The sequence below is a fragment of the Nocardioides sp. NPDC127503 genome, from assembly GCF_040302165.1.
In the GTDB taxonomy this organism is placed as follows: domain Bacteria; phylum Actinomycetota; class Actinomycetes; order Propionibacteriales; family Nocardioidaceae; genus Nocardioides.
On sequence record NZ_JBEORH010000014.1, the window covers coordinates 76,718 to 92,947 of the forward strand.

General features: G+C 69.4%; 13 protein-coding genes. 9 read left to right on the forward strand and 4 right to left on the reverse strand.

Going from position 1 to position 16,230, the window contains the following annotated elements; all coding sequences use genetic code 11:
- Positions 1-92: 92 nt before the first annotated feature.
- Positions 93-971 (forward strand): glycerophosphodiester phosphodiesterase family protein, encoded by an 879-nt coding sequence (locus tag ABTW65_RS26205; protein WP_350665667.1) that lies wholly within the window; start codon positions 93-95, stop codon positions 969-971.
- A gap of 29 nt (positions 972-1,000) precedes the next feature.
- A complete protein-coding gene (locus ABTW65_RS26210; protein ID WP_350665669.1) occupies positions 1,001-1,621 on the forward strand; it encodes a TetR/AcrR family transcriptional regulator in 621 nt (206 codons plus the stop codon).
- A gap of 7 nt (positions 1,622-1,628) precedes the next feature.
- Here the strand turns inward: ABTW65_RS26210 and ABTW65_RS26215 are convergent, their stop codons facing one another.
- The gene (locus tag ABTW65_RS26215) at positions 1,629-1,883 is read right to left on the reverse strand and encodes a hypothetical protein (RefSeq protein WP_350665671.1); all 255 of its coding nucleotides are present in this window, start codon (positions 1,881-1,883) and stop codon (positions 1,629-1,631) included.
- Complete coding sequence (locus ABTW65_RS26220; RefSeq protein ID WP_350665673.1) at positions 1,880-3,178, reverse strand: PspC domain-containing protein; 1,299 nt, start codon at positions 3,176-3,178, stop codon at positions 1,880-1,882. The genes ABTW65_RS26215 and ABTW65_RS26220 overlap by 4 nt, the downstream gene beginning before the upstream one ends.
- 124 nt (positions 3,179-3,302) lie before the next feature.
- Here ABTW65_RS26220 and ABTW65_RS26225 point away from each other — a divergent pair, with 124 nt between their 5' ends.
- Positions 3,303-4,643, forward strand: coding sequence for a PspC domain-containing protein (locus tag ABTW65_RS26225; RefSeq protein ID WP_350665675.1), 1,341 nt, complete (start codon positions 3,303-3,305; stop codon positions 4,641-4,643).
- Positions 4,640-5,287 carry a LuxR C-terminal-related transcriptional regulator gene (locus ABTW65_RS26230; RefSeq protein ID WP_091052906.1) on the forward strand — a complete coding sequence of 216 codons (648 nt, stop codon included), beginning with the start codon at positions 4,640-4,642 and terminating at the stop codon, positions 5,285-5,287. The genes ABTW65_RS26225 and ABTW65_RS26230 overlap by 4 nt, the downstream gene beginning before the upstream one ends.
- Positions 5,288-5,292: 5 nt before the next feature.
- Here ABTW65_RS26230 and ABTW65_RS26235 read toward each other — a convergent pair whose 3' ends face one another.
- Positions 5,293-7,563 carry a SulP family inorganic anion transporter gene (locus ABTW65_RS26235; RefSeq protein WP_350665677.1) on the reverse strand — a complete coding sequence of 757 codons (2,271 nt, stop codon included), beginning with the start codon at positions 7,561-7,563 and terminating at the stop codon, positions 5,293-5,295.
- A 170-nt stretch (positions 7,564-7,733) separates the two neighbouring features.
- Between ABTW65_RS26235 and ABTW65_RS26240 the strand changes: the two genes are divergently transcribed.
- Both ABTW65_RS26240 and pcrA read left to right on the forward strand, forming a co-directional pair.
- Positions 7,734-8,096: a hypothetical protein gene (locus ABTW65_RS26240; protein ID WP_160025265.1), complete on the forward strand. Its 363-nt coding sequence runs from the start codon at positions 7,734-7,736 to the stop codon at positions 8,094-8,096.
- Between the two features lie 61 nt (positions 8,097-8,157).
- Positions 8,158-10,617, forward strand: coding sequence for a DNA helicase PcrA (gene pcrA, locus ABTW65_RS26245; protein ID WP_350665679.1), 2,460 nt, complete (start codon positions 8,158-8,160; stop codon positions 10,615-10,617).
- 108 nt (positions 10,618-10,725) lie between these two features.
- On the opposite strand, the gene ABTW65_RS26250 is transcribed toward pcrA, so the two are convergent.
- Positions 10,726-12,474, reverse strand: a complete 1,749-nt coding sequence (locus ABTW65_RS26250) for a M23 family metallopeptidase (protein ID WP_350665681.1) — start codon at positions 12,472-12,474, stop codon at positions 10,726-10,728.
- Between the two features lie 783 nt (positions 12,475-13,257).
- Between ABTW65_RS26250 and sucC the strand changes: the two genes are divergently transcribed.
- From sucC to ABTW65_RS26265, 3 genes are all read left to right on the forward strand, one after another.
- A complete protein-coding gene (sucC, locus tag ABTW65_RS26255) occupies positions 13,258-14,421 on the forward strand; it encodes an ADP-forming succinate--CoA ligase subunit beta (RefSeq protein ID WP_350665683.1) in 1,164 nt (387 codons plus the stop codon).
- A gap of 17 nt (positions 14,422-14,438) precedes the next feature.
- Positions 14,439-15,335, forward strand: a complete 897-nt coding sequence (sucD, locus tag ABTW65_RS26260; RefSeq protein ID WP_350665685.1) for a succinate--CoA ligase subunit alpha — start codon at positions 14,439-14,441, stop codon at positions 15,333-15,335.
- Between the two features lie 111 nt (positions 15,336-15,446).
- Positions 15,447-16,229, forward strand: coding sequence for a lytic transglycosylase (locus ABTW65_RS26265; RefSeq protein WP_350665687.1), 783 nt, complete (start codon positions 15,447-15,449; stop codon positions 16,227-16,229).
- The last annotated feature ends 1 nt before the right edge of the window (position 16,230 follow it).

Consider the following 16,230-nt stretch of genomic DNA (forward strand, 5'->3'; position numbering starts at 1 on the left):
CCAGGGTGCCGAACCGAACGGCCCGCCGCTCGTAACGTGCCATTCACATTGCGCCCGCCGCGGCGTCGCTGCCGCCACGCACGCTTGACGCCATGGCATCGGCCCACCGCCCCCTTGTGATCGGCCATCGCGGAGCACCCGGCTATCTGCCGGAGCACTCCCTGGAGTCCTACCGTCTGGCGCTGCGTCAGGGCGTGGACGCGCTCGAGACCGACGTGGTGATGACGAGCGACGGAGTGATGGTGCTCCGCCACGAGAACGAGCTCACCCGCACCACGGACGTGGCCTCGCACCCGGAGTTCGCGGAGCGGCGTACGACCAAGGTCATCAGCGGCAAGAAGTGGACCGGCTGGTTCACCGAGGACTTCACCTTCTCCGAGCTGCTCAGCCTCGGGGCGCCGACGACGAGCCAGCCGATCATCACCCTCGACACGCTGCTGCTGCTCGTCGCCGACGAGTCCCAGCGCCGCGGGCGGCGGGTCGGTCTGCACGTGGAGGTCAAGCACCCGACGTACTTCGCCTCCATCGGCCTGCCCGTCACCGAGACCCTGCTGCAGACCCTCGCCGACCACGGCGTCGACGGCTGGAACAGCCTCCCGGGCCTGCCCACGCAGCGGCTGTGGCTGCAGAGCTTCGACGAGGCGTGGGTACGCGAGATGAGCACCCGCACAGACCTTCCGCTGGTGCAGCTGGTCGACAAGAAGTGGGGTGCGGTCGACTGCGCTGAGATCGCGACGTACGCCCAGGCCATCGGCCCCAAGAAGTCGATGGTCCGCAAGAAGGGGCAGCCGCCCACCGGCTTGGCCGACGAGGCCCACCGGCACGACCTGATGGTGTTCGTGTGGACCCTGAAAGCAGGACGTGACCAGGCGAATCGACTCTTCGAGGCCGGCGTCGACGGGGTGTTCGCCGACTACCCGAACCGGCCGATCGCCGCATTGGCCGACATCACACAGGCACATACCGCCTGAGCCTGGCGCCCGCACGTAGGGTGTGGGGCATGCCGCCCCTCAACGCGGACCGCGCGGTCCTGATCGCTGCTCGGGAGGTCCTGCTCAGGGACCCCCGCGCGACGATGGCCGCGGTCGCCGAGGAGGCCGGCATGGGGGTCGCCGGGCTCTACCGCCGCTACGCCAACAAGCAGGCGCTGCTGCGGGCGGTCGCCGCCGACAACTACCGCCGCTTCATCGCCTTCGCGGAGGCGGCTCTGAGCGACACCGACGACCCATGGCACGCGTTCACGGGCTTCCTGCGCCAGGTGCTCGACGACGGACTCCCGCGGCTCACTCTCGCTCTGCGCGACGAGGTCACCTTCGACCAGGGCCTGCGTGACCTGGACAAACTCGCCGTCCACACCACCAACCGCCTCCTGCGCGGTGCCCGTGGCAGCGGCATCCTCCGACCCGACGTCACCCGCGCCGACATCACCGTCCTCCTCGAGCAGATCGGTCGCATCGACGTAGGAGATGACGTACGCAGCGCCGCCCTGCGCCGCCGCTACCTCGCTCTGGTCTGCGACGGCCTGCGCGCCGAGGCGGCCAGCCGCCGCCTTCCCGGTCCGCCTCCGCACGAGGCCGAGCTGATCGGGCGGTGGGCTGGAGAGATCTCCAGCGTCTCCTAGTGGCGAGTCAGCTCTTTCTGAGCAGCGCGGCTAGGAGACCGATGGAGCCGCCGACGATCCAGGGGAGCGGGAGGAGCCAGCGGAGGTCCTCGATGCTGTCGATGTCGACCGTGCCGGTGACGATCAAGGCCCAGACGACCACGAAGGCCAGGAAGGCCAGCCCCATGACCAGGTGGCCGATGTTGACGGGGTGCCGGCCGGTGGGCTTCTCGTCGACGGCCCGGTCCTCGAAGCGTGGCGGGGGAGCGTAGTCGTAGCTCATGGGGTGCTCCTCTCGGTCGTGGCCACGAAGCGTGCGGCTCTGGGGTCGCTCTCCTCGTAGACGTTGATCGCACCGACATCGGCGGTGGCGCTCAGCTGGAGGTCGGCGTCGTCGGCCAGGCCGGGCTCGCTGCCCTCCTCATCGGCGACATGGGTGCGGGTCAGGGCAAACCCGCCGATGTCGCTGCGGGTCTCGTCGAAGACCTGGGCCTCGCCCAGCGCGCCGACCCTGGCCTCCACCGCGACGGTGGCGTCGTCGGGGACGATCACGGTGATCTCACCGAACGAGCTGGTGATGTCGAGGTTGCGGCCATCGAGCGTCGCCGGGTCGATGGCGCTCATGTCCACGACGATCGCGCCCGCGTCGACCACGTAAGAGCTCTCCAGGGCCGCGACGCTTCGTGGGTGGATCTCGACGCTGCTGCCGGTCTCCAGGGTGGAGGGGTCGATCATGGTCAGGGGGAGCGCGACGAGGGCCATCAGCCCGAGGAAGATCAGCCCGCCGGCCCGGCCCCAGAAGGCACCGAGGACGAGGAAGCCACCGAAGACGGCCAGCAGCGCGGCCGGGTAGGCGCTGGTCGGGACCGGCGCCCAGTCGGCGACATCGAGCAGCCCCAGTACGCCCACCACCAATGCGGCAACCGCGATGGCCCGGCCGAACAGCAGCGGCGGGCGCCGACGACCGGTCGGGGTGAGCGGGGCATTTGGATCGTAGGAACCGGGAGCCCATGGGGCCGGAAGATAGCGTGTCTGACCTGCGGGAACGTCCTTGCTCGGGTCGACCGGCGACGAGGCCCGGGGCATGGGATCTCCGCCGCGCTTGCGGCCCCACTTGCCGCGGTTGGTGTACCAGAGCGCGACCACGCCGAGCACCGCGAGCCAGAACCAGGGGACGCTGGTGTCGCCGAACGCGTCGCCGAGCAGGGAGATCGCCGCGATCCCGCCGGCGATCCAGAGCAGCAGGTTGCGGGCAGGCGGCCCGACCGGGATCATCCCGTCCTCGGCGCCCTCCTCGGGCACCAGCACCCAGGCTGCGACGTACACGATCCCGCCGGCGCCCCCGAAGAACACCGCCACCACCAGCAGCACCCGCACCAGCAGCGGGTCGACGTCGAAGTGGCGTGCGATCCCACCCGCGACGCCGGCGATGTGCCGTCCCTCCGGGGAGGCATGGGTCGTACGCCGCAGGCCACTGAGATTGCGCAGCTGCTCGCCACTGGGGCGGGTGCGCGCCTCGGAGACAGGCGGTGGCGGCTCCGGGGTAGGAGGCAGCGGCGCCTCGGGCGGGATCGTCACACCCCTACTCTGACTCCTCCGCACCCCGCAGACCATCAGGGACGGCCCTGAGTTCTCGATGAGCAAGGATCAGGGTGAATCCTCATGGCATGCGCCAGCGGTTGGTGTGACGATGGATGTCATCATGACGACAACCCATGCGATGGCAGAGCTGCCGGCACCGCCCCCGGAGCGCGGGGGGCCTATGGCTTCGGGCTCCGCTTCAGCAGTGCGCCGCGCCTACCGCGACACCGACGCGTCGGTGATCGGCGGCGTGGCCGCGGGCCTGGCCGAGCACCTCGGTCTGCCGGTGCTCGCGGTGCGTGCTTTCTTCGTGGTGACCGCTGTGTTCAGCGGCTTCGGCGTGCTGCTCTACGCCGCCCTGTGGATCTTCGTCCCGGCCGCGCCCCTCCTGGAGCAGTCCACGCCGGGTGGGGAGAGTGCGACCCGCGGTGGCCGCCGCCCGGCCGCGCGTTCGGGCGGCGTCGACAAGGGGCCGGCGATCGCACTGCTCGCCCTCGGGTTCGGTGCCGTGGTCCTCTTCGACACCGTGCTCGGCGCCGGCGCGCTGATCTGGCCGGCGATGCTCGGCGTGGCCGGGGTCGCGCTGCTGTGGCGCCAGGCCGACGCCGCCCAGCGGGAGCGCTGGATCGACGGCACCGGACGCCTCGACCTGGTCCGGATGGTCTTCGGCAAGGGCGGCTGGCGGGCGTACGTCCGGGTCGGGGTCGGCGTCGGGCTGATGCTCTTCGCGGTGATCCTCGCCGGTGGCCAGCTCGACTTCGGCAACGCCACCGCGCTGATCATCGCCGGGCTGATCGTGCTGGGCGCGGGCTTCCTCGTCGTCGGGCCGTGGATGCACCAGCTCGCCAGCGACCTGGGCAGCGAGCGCGAGGAACGGATCCGGAGCCAGGAGCGCGCCGACATGGCCGCTCACCTGCACGACTCCGTCCTCCAGACCCTCGCGCTGATCCAGCGCAACTCCGCCGATCCCGCGATGGTGCAGAAGCTCGCCCGCGCCCAGGAGCGCGACCTGCGGGAGTGGCTCTTCTCGACCCCGGCCGAGGCCGACGAGACGTTCGCGGCCGCCCTGAAGGCGGCGACCGCCGAGGTCGAGGACGCCCACGGCGTGACCGTCGACGTGGTGGTCGTTGGCGACGGCCCCTTCGATGAGACGGTGCGCCCGATCGTCGCCGCCACCCGCGAGGCGGTCACCAATGCCGCCAAGCACGCCGGCACCGGACGGGTCGACGTCTACGCTGAGGCGACGGAGGAGGCTTTCGAGGTCTTCGTCCGCGACCGGGGAGCCGGCTTCGTCGTCGACGAGGTCTCCGCCGACCGGCATGGCGTACGCGACAGCATCATCGACCGGATGTCGCGCCACGGCGGCAGCGCTGTGGTGAGATCGTCTCCGGGAGACGGCACCGAGGTGCGGCTGAAGCAGCCGCGGACCGGCAATACACATTCTGGAGAGGAACGACGATGAGTGAGGTCAAGGTCGTCATCGTCGACGACCATGCGATGTTCCGCACCGGCGTACGCGCCGAGCTGAGCCGGTCGCCGGTGATCCGGATCGTCGGGGAGGCCGAGGATGTCGACACCGCGGTCAAGGCGATCGCCGAGGGCAAGCCCGACGTGGTGCTGCTCGACGTACATCTTCCCGGTGGTGGCGGTGTCGAGGTGATGCGCAAAGCGCCCGCCGTCGACGGCTCGCCGCGCTACCTCGCGCTGTCGGTCTCCGACGCGGCCGAGGACGTCATCGGCACCATCCGCGGCGGTGCCCGCGGCTACGTCACCAAGACCATCACCGGCGCCGAGCTGGTCGCCGCGATCCAGCGGGTCTCCGGCGGAGACGCGGTCTTCTCTCCGCGCCTGGCCGGCTTCGTGCTCGACGCCTTCGCCGGCACCATCGCCATCGCCGACATCGACGAGGATCTCGACCGCCTGACCGAACGAGAGCGCGAGGTGATGCGCCTCATCGCCCGCGGCTACTCCTACAAGGAGGTCGCCGGCGAGCTGTTCATCTCGATCAAGACGGTCGAAACCCACATGTCCAACGTGCTGCGCAAGCTGCAGCTGTCCAGCCGTCACGAGCTCACTCGCTGGGCCAACGACCGCCGCCTGCTCTAGATCTCTTACGCGGGCTCGGGCGGGCGTGCCTCCATCAGATGGGCGAGCTCGTCGGTCTCGGCGTCGGTGAGCGTCGTGAACCCGTCTCCGCGCAGGATCTGCATCGTCCCGTCGGAGATGTCCAGGAACAGCCCGACGATACGTACGTCCCGGCCTGCCAGGAGTTCCCCGAGGCGGTCGATCATCACCGCGACGTTGACCTGGGAGACCTGGTCGACCTCGCTCCGGCCGGCCGCGGCGGCCGCGGCGCCGACCGGGTGCCCGGCCTGCCACTCCTGGATCGCCGGAGTGGCGTGACGCAGCCAGTCGCCGACCGGCCCGGCGGGCACCGTGCCGGCACGGGTGCTCTCCAGCGCCGAGGTGATCGCACCGCAGCGGGAGTGGCCGCAGACGACGACGGTGTTGATGCCGAGGTCGTCCACGCCGAAGAGCATCGGCGCCGCGACCGAGCTGTCCGGGCTACCGGGCTCGGGCACGAGGTTGCCCATGGTGCGCACCGTCAGCAGGTCGCCCGGGCCGCTCGACGTGATCAGGTTCGGGACCACCCGGGAGTCGACGCAGGTCAGGAAGACCGCGTGCGGCTCCTGGCCGTCGGCGAGCCCCTCGTAGACCGGGCGCAGCGGTGCCGCGTGGCGGCGGTGGTACTCCCGGACGCCGAGGGCCAGCGGGTGGTGTCCGTCGGCGCGGTCGGCACGTACGTCCTGCCAGGCGCTCCACGGAAGCAGACCGCGCGGGCTGATCGGAGGCGCCTTGAGAGCGCGCTCCTGACGCGGCGCCTCGTCGCCGTGCGGTCCGGAGTGCTCCACGAGCACGGTGCCGCCGGCGGCCTCGTAGCGGACACGCCAGTGGTCGAGCTGGTCGCGCCCGGCCGGGTCGAGATAGTCGACGAGGAGGTCGAGCTCGACGACCTGGCCCTCCGGGATCGCGTCGAGCCTGCTCACCAGCTTCGGTGTCGCCAGGAACGAGAGGCTGCCGTGCACCTCGACCAGCCACTTCTCGCGGCCGTCGGCGGCCAGGCCGGCCGGGCGTACCTCGATCCGCACATGGACCAGGCGCCACAGCACCAGGACCAGAGCGGCGACCAGGCCGATCAGGACACCCTCGATGAGGTTGAGCGCGAGCACTCCCGCGATGGTCAGGCCGTAGATCCACAGCTCGCCGCGGGCGTGCGCCTGGGAGATGTCGGCGGGCCGGACCAGGCCGGTGCCCATCATGATCAGCAGCCCGGCCAGGGCGGCCAGCGGGATCTGCTCCACGAGTCCGACCAGGACGAGGGCGAAGAGGAGCACCCAGACGCCGTGCAGGATCGCGGACACGCGGGTGCGGGCTCCGGCGGCGACGTTGGTCGAGCTGCGCACGATGACGCCGGTGACGGGGAGGCCGCCCAGGGCACCGGACGCGGAGTTGGCCAGACCCTGGCCGACGAGCTCGCGGTTGAGGTTGCTGCGCGGGCCGCCGTGCAGCTTGTCCACGGCGACCGCCGAGAGCAGGCTCTCGACGCTCGCGATCAGAGCGACTGTCAGCACCGCGCCGGCCACCGCGAGCGGGGTGCCCTCCGGGAGCGCGACCGAGCCGATCTCGTCGAGCAGGTCACCACCGAGCTCGACGCGCTCGGCGCCGGGCAGCCATGCCGCGGCGAGCAGGGTGAGCGCGACGATGGCCACCAGCTGGCCGGGCACCGCGCGGACCCGCTGCGGTAGCCGAGGCCAGGCGAGCAGGATGCCGATCACCCCGAGCCCGGCCAGGATGGCGTGGATGTTGGGCTCCTGCGCGTTGCCGACGATGTGCTTGAGGTTCTCGAACGCGCTGGACTGGGAGCGGCCGCCGAGGGCGACGTTGAGCTGGCCGAGGACGATCGAGATCCCGATCGCGGCCAGCATCGCGCTGACCACGGTCGGCGAGATCGCCAGCGCGTAGCGCCCGAGCCGGGTGGCGCCGAGGATGACCTGGAGAATTCCGGCCATCACCGTGATCGCACAGGTCGCCTCCCAGCCGAACTCGGCGACCGTCTCTGCGACGACGACGGTGAGGCCCGCGGCCGGGCCGCTGACCTGTAGTGGTGATCCGCCGAAGAGGCCGGCGACGATGCCGCCCGCTGCGGCGGCGATCAGGCCTGCGGCGACAGGAGCACCGGAGGCGACGGCGATGCCGAGCGAGAGCGGCACGGCGACGAGGAAGACGACCAGCGAGGCCGGTACGTCGAAGCGAATGGTCTGGCGGAGCTGATCGAGGGGTCTGGACCCGCCGGTGGGCAGGGTCGGGTTGGGTGATGACACGTCAGAATCCTCCTTGCGGAGCCGAGAGCGATGGTGGCGGTCACGGTGAGAGTAGGCAGACGCCGCCGAATTCCCCAAGGCGAATGTGACCAAAATCGTGTGATCGTTCGAAAACGTGCCGAAGCGGTACCCCGTGGTGGGCTCCGAGGCGGTGGCTCTAGTCTTTGCCCATGGAGATCGTGCGGCACATCCTGCTCGTCATTCACCTGCTCGGCTTCGCGGCCCTCTTCGGCGGCCTGCTGGTGCAGATCAAGGCCCCTGACAAGGTCGCCAACGGCCTCATGCGCGACGGCTCCGGCACCGCGTTCCTCGCCGGTCTGCTGCTCGTCGGCGTCCTCGAGATGGGCGACGGTCCGGTCGACCACGCCAAGGTCGGCGTGAAGCTCGTGATCGGCCTGGTCATCCTCGGCCTGGTGATGTCGCAGCTGCGCAAGCCCAAGATCTCTGACGGGCTCTACTGGACGATCTTCGGGCTGACGATCATCAACGTCTGCGTGGCGGTCTTCTGGTCCTCCGCGCACGTCGCTGCCTGACGATCCCCACGGGCCCGCCGACCCGCGACTTGTCGGTGCCAGCCCCTAGGCTGGAGGCAGCATGAGTACGCCTGACCAGACCCCTGTCGCAACCATTCCGGGCCTCGAGGCCTTCGCCTCGGCGCAGCCGGCCGACGAGCCGCGTACGAAACGACGTGGCCCGAGCACCGAGGAGCTCCTCGACGGGCTCAACGAGCCCCAGAAGGCCGCTGTGCAGCACCAGGGCGCGCCCCTCCTGGTCGTCGCTGGAGCGGGGTCGGGCAAGACCCGGGTGTTGACCCGGCGGATCGCGTGGCTGATCTCTCAGCGCGGCGCCCACCCCGGCAGCATCCTGGCGATCACCTTCACCAACAAGGCTGCGGCCGAGATGAAGGAGCGCGTCGAGGCGCTGGTCGGCAAGCGCGCCCGGATCATGTGGGTCTCCACGTTCCACAGCGCCTGCGTGCGGATCCTCCGCAAGGAGATCGACAAGGTCGGGCTGAAGTCCAACTTCTCCATCTACGACGCCCAGGACCAGAAGCGGCTCATGCAGCTGGTGCTCACCGATCTCGACCTCGATCCGCGTCACTACCAGCCCGGTCAGGTGCTCAACTGGGTCAGCGACCAGAAGAACGAGCTGCGCGACGTCGAGGCTGCCGAGAAGGACGCGCGCAACCACCTCGAGCAGACCTACGTGGCGGCCTACAAGGAGTATCAGAAGCGTCTGCGGCAGGCGAACGCCCTCGACTTCGATGACCTGATCATGTCGACCGTCGAGCTCTTCCGGGCCTACCCGGAGGTGCGAGAGGTCTACCGGCGCCGGTTCCGGCACGTGCTGGTGGACGAGTACCAGGACACCAACCACGCTCAGTACGCCCTGGTCCACGAGCTCTGCGCCGACCGGATGGACGACACCGCGCTGACCGACTCCTACGCCGAGGACACCCCGCGGGCCGAGCCGGCCGAGCTGATGGTCGTCGGTGACGCCGACCAGTCGATCTACGCCTTCCGCGGCGCCAACATCCGCAACATCCTCGACTTCGAGCAGGACTTCCCCAACGCGACCACCATCCTGCTGGAGCAGAACTACCGCTCCACGCAGACGATCCTCACCGCCGCCAACGCAGTGATCAAGCACAACAAGGGTCGCAAGGAGAAGGCGCTGTGGAGCGACGCCGGCAACGGCGACCGCATCGTCGGCTACGTCGCCGACGACGAGCGCGACGAGGCCCGGTTCGTCTCCGACGAGATCGACAAGCTCGTCGACGGCGGGCTCAAGGCCGCCGACGTCGCCGTCTTCTACCGCACCAACGCCCAGTCGCGTGTCTTCGAGGAGGTGTTCATCCGCACCGGCCAGCCCTACAAGGTCGTCGGCGGTGTCCGCTTCTACGAGCGCAAGGAGGTACGCGACGCGCTCGCCTACCTGCGCACCCTGGCCAACCCCGACGACCAGGTCTCGCTCCGAAGGATCCTCAACACCCCCAAGCGGGGCATCGGCGACCGCGCCGTGGCCTGCGTCAACGCGCTCGCCGAGCGCGACGGCCTGACCTTCTGGGACGCGCTGCAGAAGGCCGAGGACGCTCCCGGTCTGGCCACCCGCAGCCTGACCAACATCAAGGCCTTCGTGGCGATGGTCGAAGAGCTGCTGCAGATGGTCGCCGCCGGCGAGCGGGCCGACGTCATCCTGGAGACGGTGCTCGACCGATCGGGCTACCTCGCCTCGCTCGAGGAGTCCGACGACCCGCAGGACGAGACCCGCGTGGAGAACCTCGCCGAGCTCGTCGCCGTGGCCCGTGAGTTCTCCGACGACCCCGTCGCGGCCCCGAGCGCCGACCCGGCCGACGTCGACGCAGGCACCGTCGAGCCTGGCCTCCGCGACTTCCTGGAGCGGGTCGCCCTGGTCGCCGACACCGACCAGATCCCCGACGACGAGGACGGCGTGGTCACCCTGATGACGCTCCACACCGCCAAGGGTCTGGAGTTCCCCGCGGTCTTCCTCACCGGCATGGAGGACGGCGTCTTCCCGCACTCCCGGGCCCTCGGTGACGGCACCGAGCTCGAGGAGGAGCGCCGCCTGGCCTACGTCGGCATCACCCGCGCCGAGAAGCGGCTCTTCATCTCGCGTGCCGTCGTCCGGTCCGCCTGGGGCGCGCCCTCGCACAACCCCGGCAGCCGTTTCCTCGACGAGCTCCCGGTCGACTTGGTCGACTGGCGGCGTACGGAGAAGGAGATGTCCTCCTGGGGCCGGCCGAACTTCGCCAACGACACCTGGGGCGGGGGCCAGCGTCTCGGTCAGCCCACGGCTGCCGGACGACGCAACTTCTCCTCGGCCGCGCTGCGCGCCGACGTCGCCGCCAAGTCGAAGCCGGCCCGTGAGGTGCCCTCGCTCGACCCGGGCGACCGGGTCACCCACGACTCCTTCGGCCTCGGCACCGTTGTCACCATCGAGGGCTCGGGCGACAAGCAGGTCGCGAGCATCGACTTCGGCGACACCGGCGTCAAGCGGTTGCTGCTTCGCTACGCGCCGGTCGAAAAGCTCTGACTAGATGATGACGCGCCGAGTCGGCGCAACCGCACGCCTCGCTCGCTTCGCTTCGCTCCAAGGCGTGCAGTTGCGCCGACTCGGCTACATCAGGACGCGCTGCGCGCGTCAGCTCGGGTCTACGCCGTGCTCGTTGAGGGCGGCGTCGGGGTCGACGGCGTCACCACCACCGGGGCGGACCTCCACGTGGAGGTGGTTGCCGGTGGAGTTACCGGTGGAGCCGACGTAGCCGATGACCTCGCCGGGGGAGACCGTCTGGCCGACGGAGACGCCGTAGTCGCTCTGGTGGCAGTACCAGATCTCGGTGCCGTCCTCGAGGGTGATGATCGTCCGGTTTCCGTACGCGCCGCCCCAGGCGGTCTCGGTGACCGTGCCGCGGGCGATCGCGTGGATCGGCGTGCCGTAGGGGGCCGCGAAGTCGAGACCCGTGTGGGTGCTGGACCAGTTGGAGCCCGAGGAGCCGAAGGTGCCGGTGATGCGGTAGACGCCCGCCGGGATCGGCAGCTCCCACATGTTCGACTTGAGGAACTTGTCCTGCTTGTCGGCCTGGACGTCGACGCCCTGGAGCGCCTTCTCCCGGTCGCTGGCCGCGGTGTCGGCCTCGGAGCGCTCGTCGTTGCGGGTGACGGTCGCGGAGCGGTCACCGACGACGACCATGTCGCTGTCGCCACCGAGCGCGGTGGCTCCGACGAGGCGTACGTCATCGGCGGCGACCATCGTCGGACCGCCGGTCAGCGCGATGCCACCGATGGCGGCGGCGAGAGCGGCGGCGCCGGCGGTCAGCGGGACCGTCGGGCGGCCACCGGCAGCCGCGGCTGAGGCGCGCCGGGTGCGGGGACGGGCGGGGACGCCGATGCCGACCATAGTGCCGGTGGTCTCGACCGCCGGGAGGTCGTGCAGCTCGGGCCGGTAGGTCGCGATCTCGCTGATGCTCGGCAGGTCGATGCTGCCCGTGTCGGCGCGGAAGTAGGTCTCGGCCTGCTGCGGGTCGCTGTTGTAGCCGTCGGCGTAGTCGTCCTGGTAGTAAGCCTCGTGCGGCTGCGGCGCCTCGTAGTAGGGCGCGTCGACGGTGTAGGTCTCGGCCGGAAGGTCGATCGCCATCGAGTCGAAGTCGATCTGCTGCGGCAGCGACACCGGCGGGGCCGGGAACGAGGTCGTGTCGATCTTGAACGACGTCGGCGGCGCGTCGAACGCCTCCTGGAACCCGCGGGGCTCTTGGATCTCCGGCTCGTAGGCCGGAGCAGCCGGCGGGGCCACCGGAGCAACCGGCGGAGCCGGGATCTGGCGGGCCTCGCGAACGGCGCGGATCTTGCCGGTCAGCGGCGCGAAGGTGTTGGCCATCCGCAGCGGCTTCGGGGTGTGCGTCGGCTCGGGCGCCTCGAAGGTCGGCTCAGGAGCGACGGGGGCGACCGGAGCGACAGGCGCCACCGGCTCGGGAAGAACCGGCGCGGGAGCTGCCGGAACACCGCGCGGCGGCGTCTTGGTCGAGACCGACCTGCTCGGCTTCGCCTTGGTGGGCACGGGCTTGGTCGGCTGGGTCAGGAACATGGTGAGCTCGGAGGTCGTCATGCCTCCGACGCCGAGGTCTTCGAGCACCTCGGGGGTCACCTTGTCCGGGTCGATGCCCATCGAGGAGAGCAGGTCGGCCAGGACCGGGTCGATCTGGGTCGCTCGGCGCTGCACGGGGACGATCGGGGTCGCCGCGGGAGGCGGCGGTGTCGGGAACGAGGCCGGGAAGGCGGGGCCGTCGCCCTCGACGAGAGCACGCAGCTCACTTGTCGAGATGCGGCCGTCGGTGGCCTCGTAGTCGCGGGGGGACCCGACGACCGGCAGCTTGCCGGTCTGCTCGAGGACCACGCGGTTGGGCCGGGCCTTGGCTACCGGCTCTTCAGGAGTCTCAGGGGCGGGGGTTGGCTTCGCGGTCCCAACGGCGGGGGACGGCGCGGCGCGCCGCTTCCCGACGTAGGAGGTCGATCCGGTCGCTCGCGGGGCAGGCCTGGAGGCAGGGCTGTCGGTCGCCGGCGCTGCGCGCCGCTTCCCAACGTAGCTGCTGCTGCTCGTGGTTGCTCCGGGGGAAGGGGTGACCGAACGCGGACTGTCACTTGTGACGTCGGCTCGGTGGTTGCCCATCAGTTCATATCTCCGCTGTTCGGGGTCAGACGGCGAGCCATGACTGTAACGGACCGGAGGGCGGGGTCAAGAAATGTGGCACGCCCGTTTCGCTGATTTCACCTTCGGCGACGGCCGAATCAGTCGCTGATCTGCGCATTTCCGCCAGATTCGGAACTCGATTGCGACTTATTGATGTCACCCGAAACGCGTGTCTTCGGCCCATTTGCGCCTCGATACGCCTTCGAAACCCGCCGGTCCCCGGACCGCGGGCTGCGTCGTACGGGGTCAAACGGGGGTCGCTACGTAGGGCTACGGACTGTTACCCAAGGTTGCCGATTTGTTGGTATATGTCCGGTGTGTCCGGCTTCACGCCGCGCTAGTGGCGTACGTCACGTCGTGTGCCCTGGGCTCGTAAGTCCGGCTCGGCGGGGTCTATGGTGCTGGACGGACACATCTGAAGACGAGGGCGTCGACCGCTGATCCATGCGGTACGGCCCCCGTACCGCAACACACAGACCAGGTGGATCAGTGGATCTCATGGAGTACCAGGCGAAGAAGCTCTTCGCCAAGCACGGCGTCGCCGTGACCGAAGGTGTCGTCGTCGAGACGGCTGAGGAAGCCAGGAAGGCCGCCGAGGAGATCGGCTTCTGCGTCGTCAAGGCGCAGGTGAAGGCCGGTGGCCGAGGCAAGGCCGGCGGCGTGAAGCTGGCCAAGACCGCGGACGAGGCGTTCGAGCACGCCTCGAACATCCTCGGCATGGAGATCAAGGGCCTGAAGGTCAACCGGGTGCTGATCACTCCGGCGACCCCGCCGGTGGAGGAGTACTACTTCTCCTTCCTGCTGGACCGGTCGAACCGGCAGTACCTCTGCATCGCGTCCGTCGAGGGTGGTGTGGAGATCGAAGAGGTCGCCAAGACCAACCCCGACGCCGTGAAGAAGATCGGCATCGACCCCGGTAAGGGTGTCGACGAGGCCAAGGCGCGCGAGATCGCGGCCGAGTGTGGCTTCCCGGAGCCCGTCTTCGAGCAGGCCGTCGCGATGATCGAGAGCCTCTACAAGGTGTTCGTGGAGGAGGACGCGACGCTCGTCGAGGTCAACCCGCTGGCTCGCCTGGAGGGCGACAAGCTGGAGGCCCTGGACGGCAAGGTGTCGCTGGACGACAACGCCTCCGAGATCCGCCACGAGGACCACGAGCAGTTCGTCATCCGTGACGAGGAGGACCCGCTCGAGGCCAAGGCCAAGGACAAGGGCCTCAACTACGTCAAGCTCGACGGCCAGGTCGGCATCATCGGCAACGGCGCGGGTCTGGTCATGTCGACCCTCGACGTCGTCGCGTACGCCGGTGAGGCTCACGGCGGCGTGAAGCCCGCCAACTTCCTCGACATCGGTGGCGGCGCCAACGCGCAGGTCATGGCCGACGGTCTCGACGTCATCCTGAACGACGAGCAGGTCAAGTCCGTGTTCGTGAACGTCTTCGGTGGCATCACCGCGTGTGACGAGGTCGCCAAGGGCATCGTCGGCGCGCTGGACATCCTCGGCAACGAGGCCACCAAGCCGCTCGTCGTGCGTCTGGACGGCAACAACGTGGACCTGGGTCGCCAGATCCTCAGTGAGGCCAACCACCCGCTGGTCACCATCGTCGACACCATGGACGGCGGCGCCGACAAGGCCGCCGAGCTGGCCAACGCCTGAGGTCAGGAGAGAGAAACATGAGCATCTACCTCAACAAGGACAGCAAGGTCATCGTCCAGGGCATCACCGGCGGCATGGGTGCGAAGCACACCGCCCTGATGCTCGACTCGGGCGCCCAGATCGTCGGTGGCGTCAACGCCCGTAAGGCCGGCACCACGGTCACCCACAAGGACGCCCAGGGCGCCGACGTGGAGCTCCCGGTGTTCGGCACGGTCGCGGAGGCGATGAAGGAGACCGGCGCCAACGTGTCGGTTCTCTTCGTGCCGCCGGCGTTCACCAAGGACGCCGCGATCGAGGCCATCGACGCCGAGATGCCGCTGATCGTGGTCATCACCGAGGGCGTCCCGGTCCAGGACACCGCGGAGGTGTGGTCCTACCTGCAGGGCAAGGCCACCCGGATGATCGGCCCGAACTGCCCCGGCATCATCACGCCGGGCGAGTCGCTGGCCGGCATCACCCCGCACACCATCACCGGCAAGGGCCCGGTCGGTCTCGTCTCCAAGTCGGGGACGCTGACCTACCAGATGATGTACGAGCTGAAGGACTTCGGCTTCTCCACCGCCATCGGCATCGGCGGTGACCCCATCATCGGCACCACCCACATCGACGCCCTCGAGGCGTTCGAGAAGGACGACGAGACCAAGCTCATCGTCATGATCGGTGAGATCGGTGGCGACGCCGAGGAGCGGGCCGCGGCCTACATCCAGGAGAACATCTCCAAGCCTGTCGTCGGCTACGTCGCCGGCTTCACGGCGCCGGAGGGTAAGACCATGGGTCACGCCGGTGCGATCGTGTCCGGCTCCGCCGGCACCGCGCAGGCGAAGAAGGAGGCCCTCGAGGCCGCCGGCGTCAAGGTCGGCAAGACCCCGTCGGAGACCGCTGCTCTCGCTCGCGAGATCCTGCAGTCCCTCTGACCTACGTCAGGACCGCCCCGCGACCGTCATGGTCGCGGGGCGGTCGTCGTCTCCGGGGGAGTTGCTCCGAATGCGCACCCTCGAGCCTCCGCACGGATTAATGTGACGAGCATGGCCAAGCGAATGGCACGTTTGATCTCGGGTGTGGTCGGTGTCGGGATTACGATCTCGATCGCGTCGTTGGGTGCCGGTTTGACGCCGGTGGCGGCGGCATCGACGGCTCAGGCGGAGACCGCCCGGAAGACCCACACCGTCCAGCCAGGGGAGACGCTCTCCCGAATCGCGGAGAAGTACGGCGTCAAGGTCAGCGACCTCGCGACCTGGAACCAGATCGCCGACCCCGCCAAGATCCGAGCGGGGGCCAAGCTCGTGGTGAGCCCACCCGCGAAGCCGGCCGGGAAGACGTACACCGTGGCGCCCGGTGACACCTTCTCCGGCATCGCCAAGAAGTTCGGCGTCGAGGTGGGCGAGCTGATGGCCTACAACGGCTACGAGGATCCCACCAAGCTGCTGGCGGGCAGCGAGATCAAGATCCCCAAGGCGAAGCCGAAGCTGAAGAAGTACAAGGTCGTCGCCGGTGACACGTTCGTCAGCATCGGCAAGAGGTTCGGCGTCACCGCGGACGAGCTGATGGCGCACAACGGCTACGAGGACCCGACCAAGCTGCTCGCCGGCACGACGATCGAGATCCCGGCCAAGGCGGTCAAGCCCAAGCCCAAGCCGAACCCCGAGCCCGGCACCGGGGAGACGGTCTACACGACCGTTGCCGGGGACACCTACGCGAGCGTTGCCAAGAGGTTCCGGATCACCGAGGAGGAGCTGCGGATCTACAACGGCTCCAGGTCACCCGACAAGCTGCCTCCCGGCTACAAGCTCTACATCCCGCCGAGCTGAG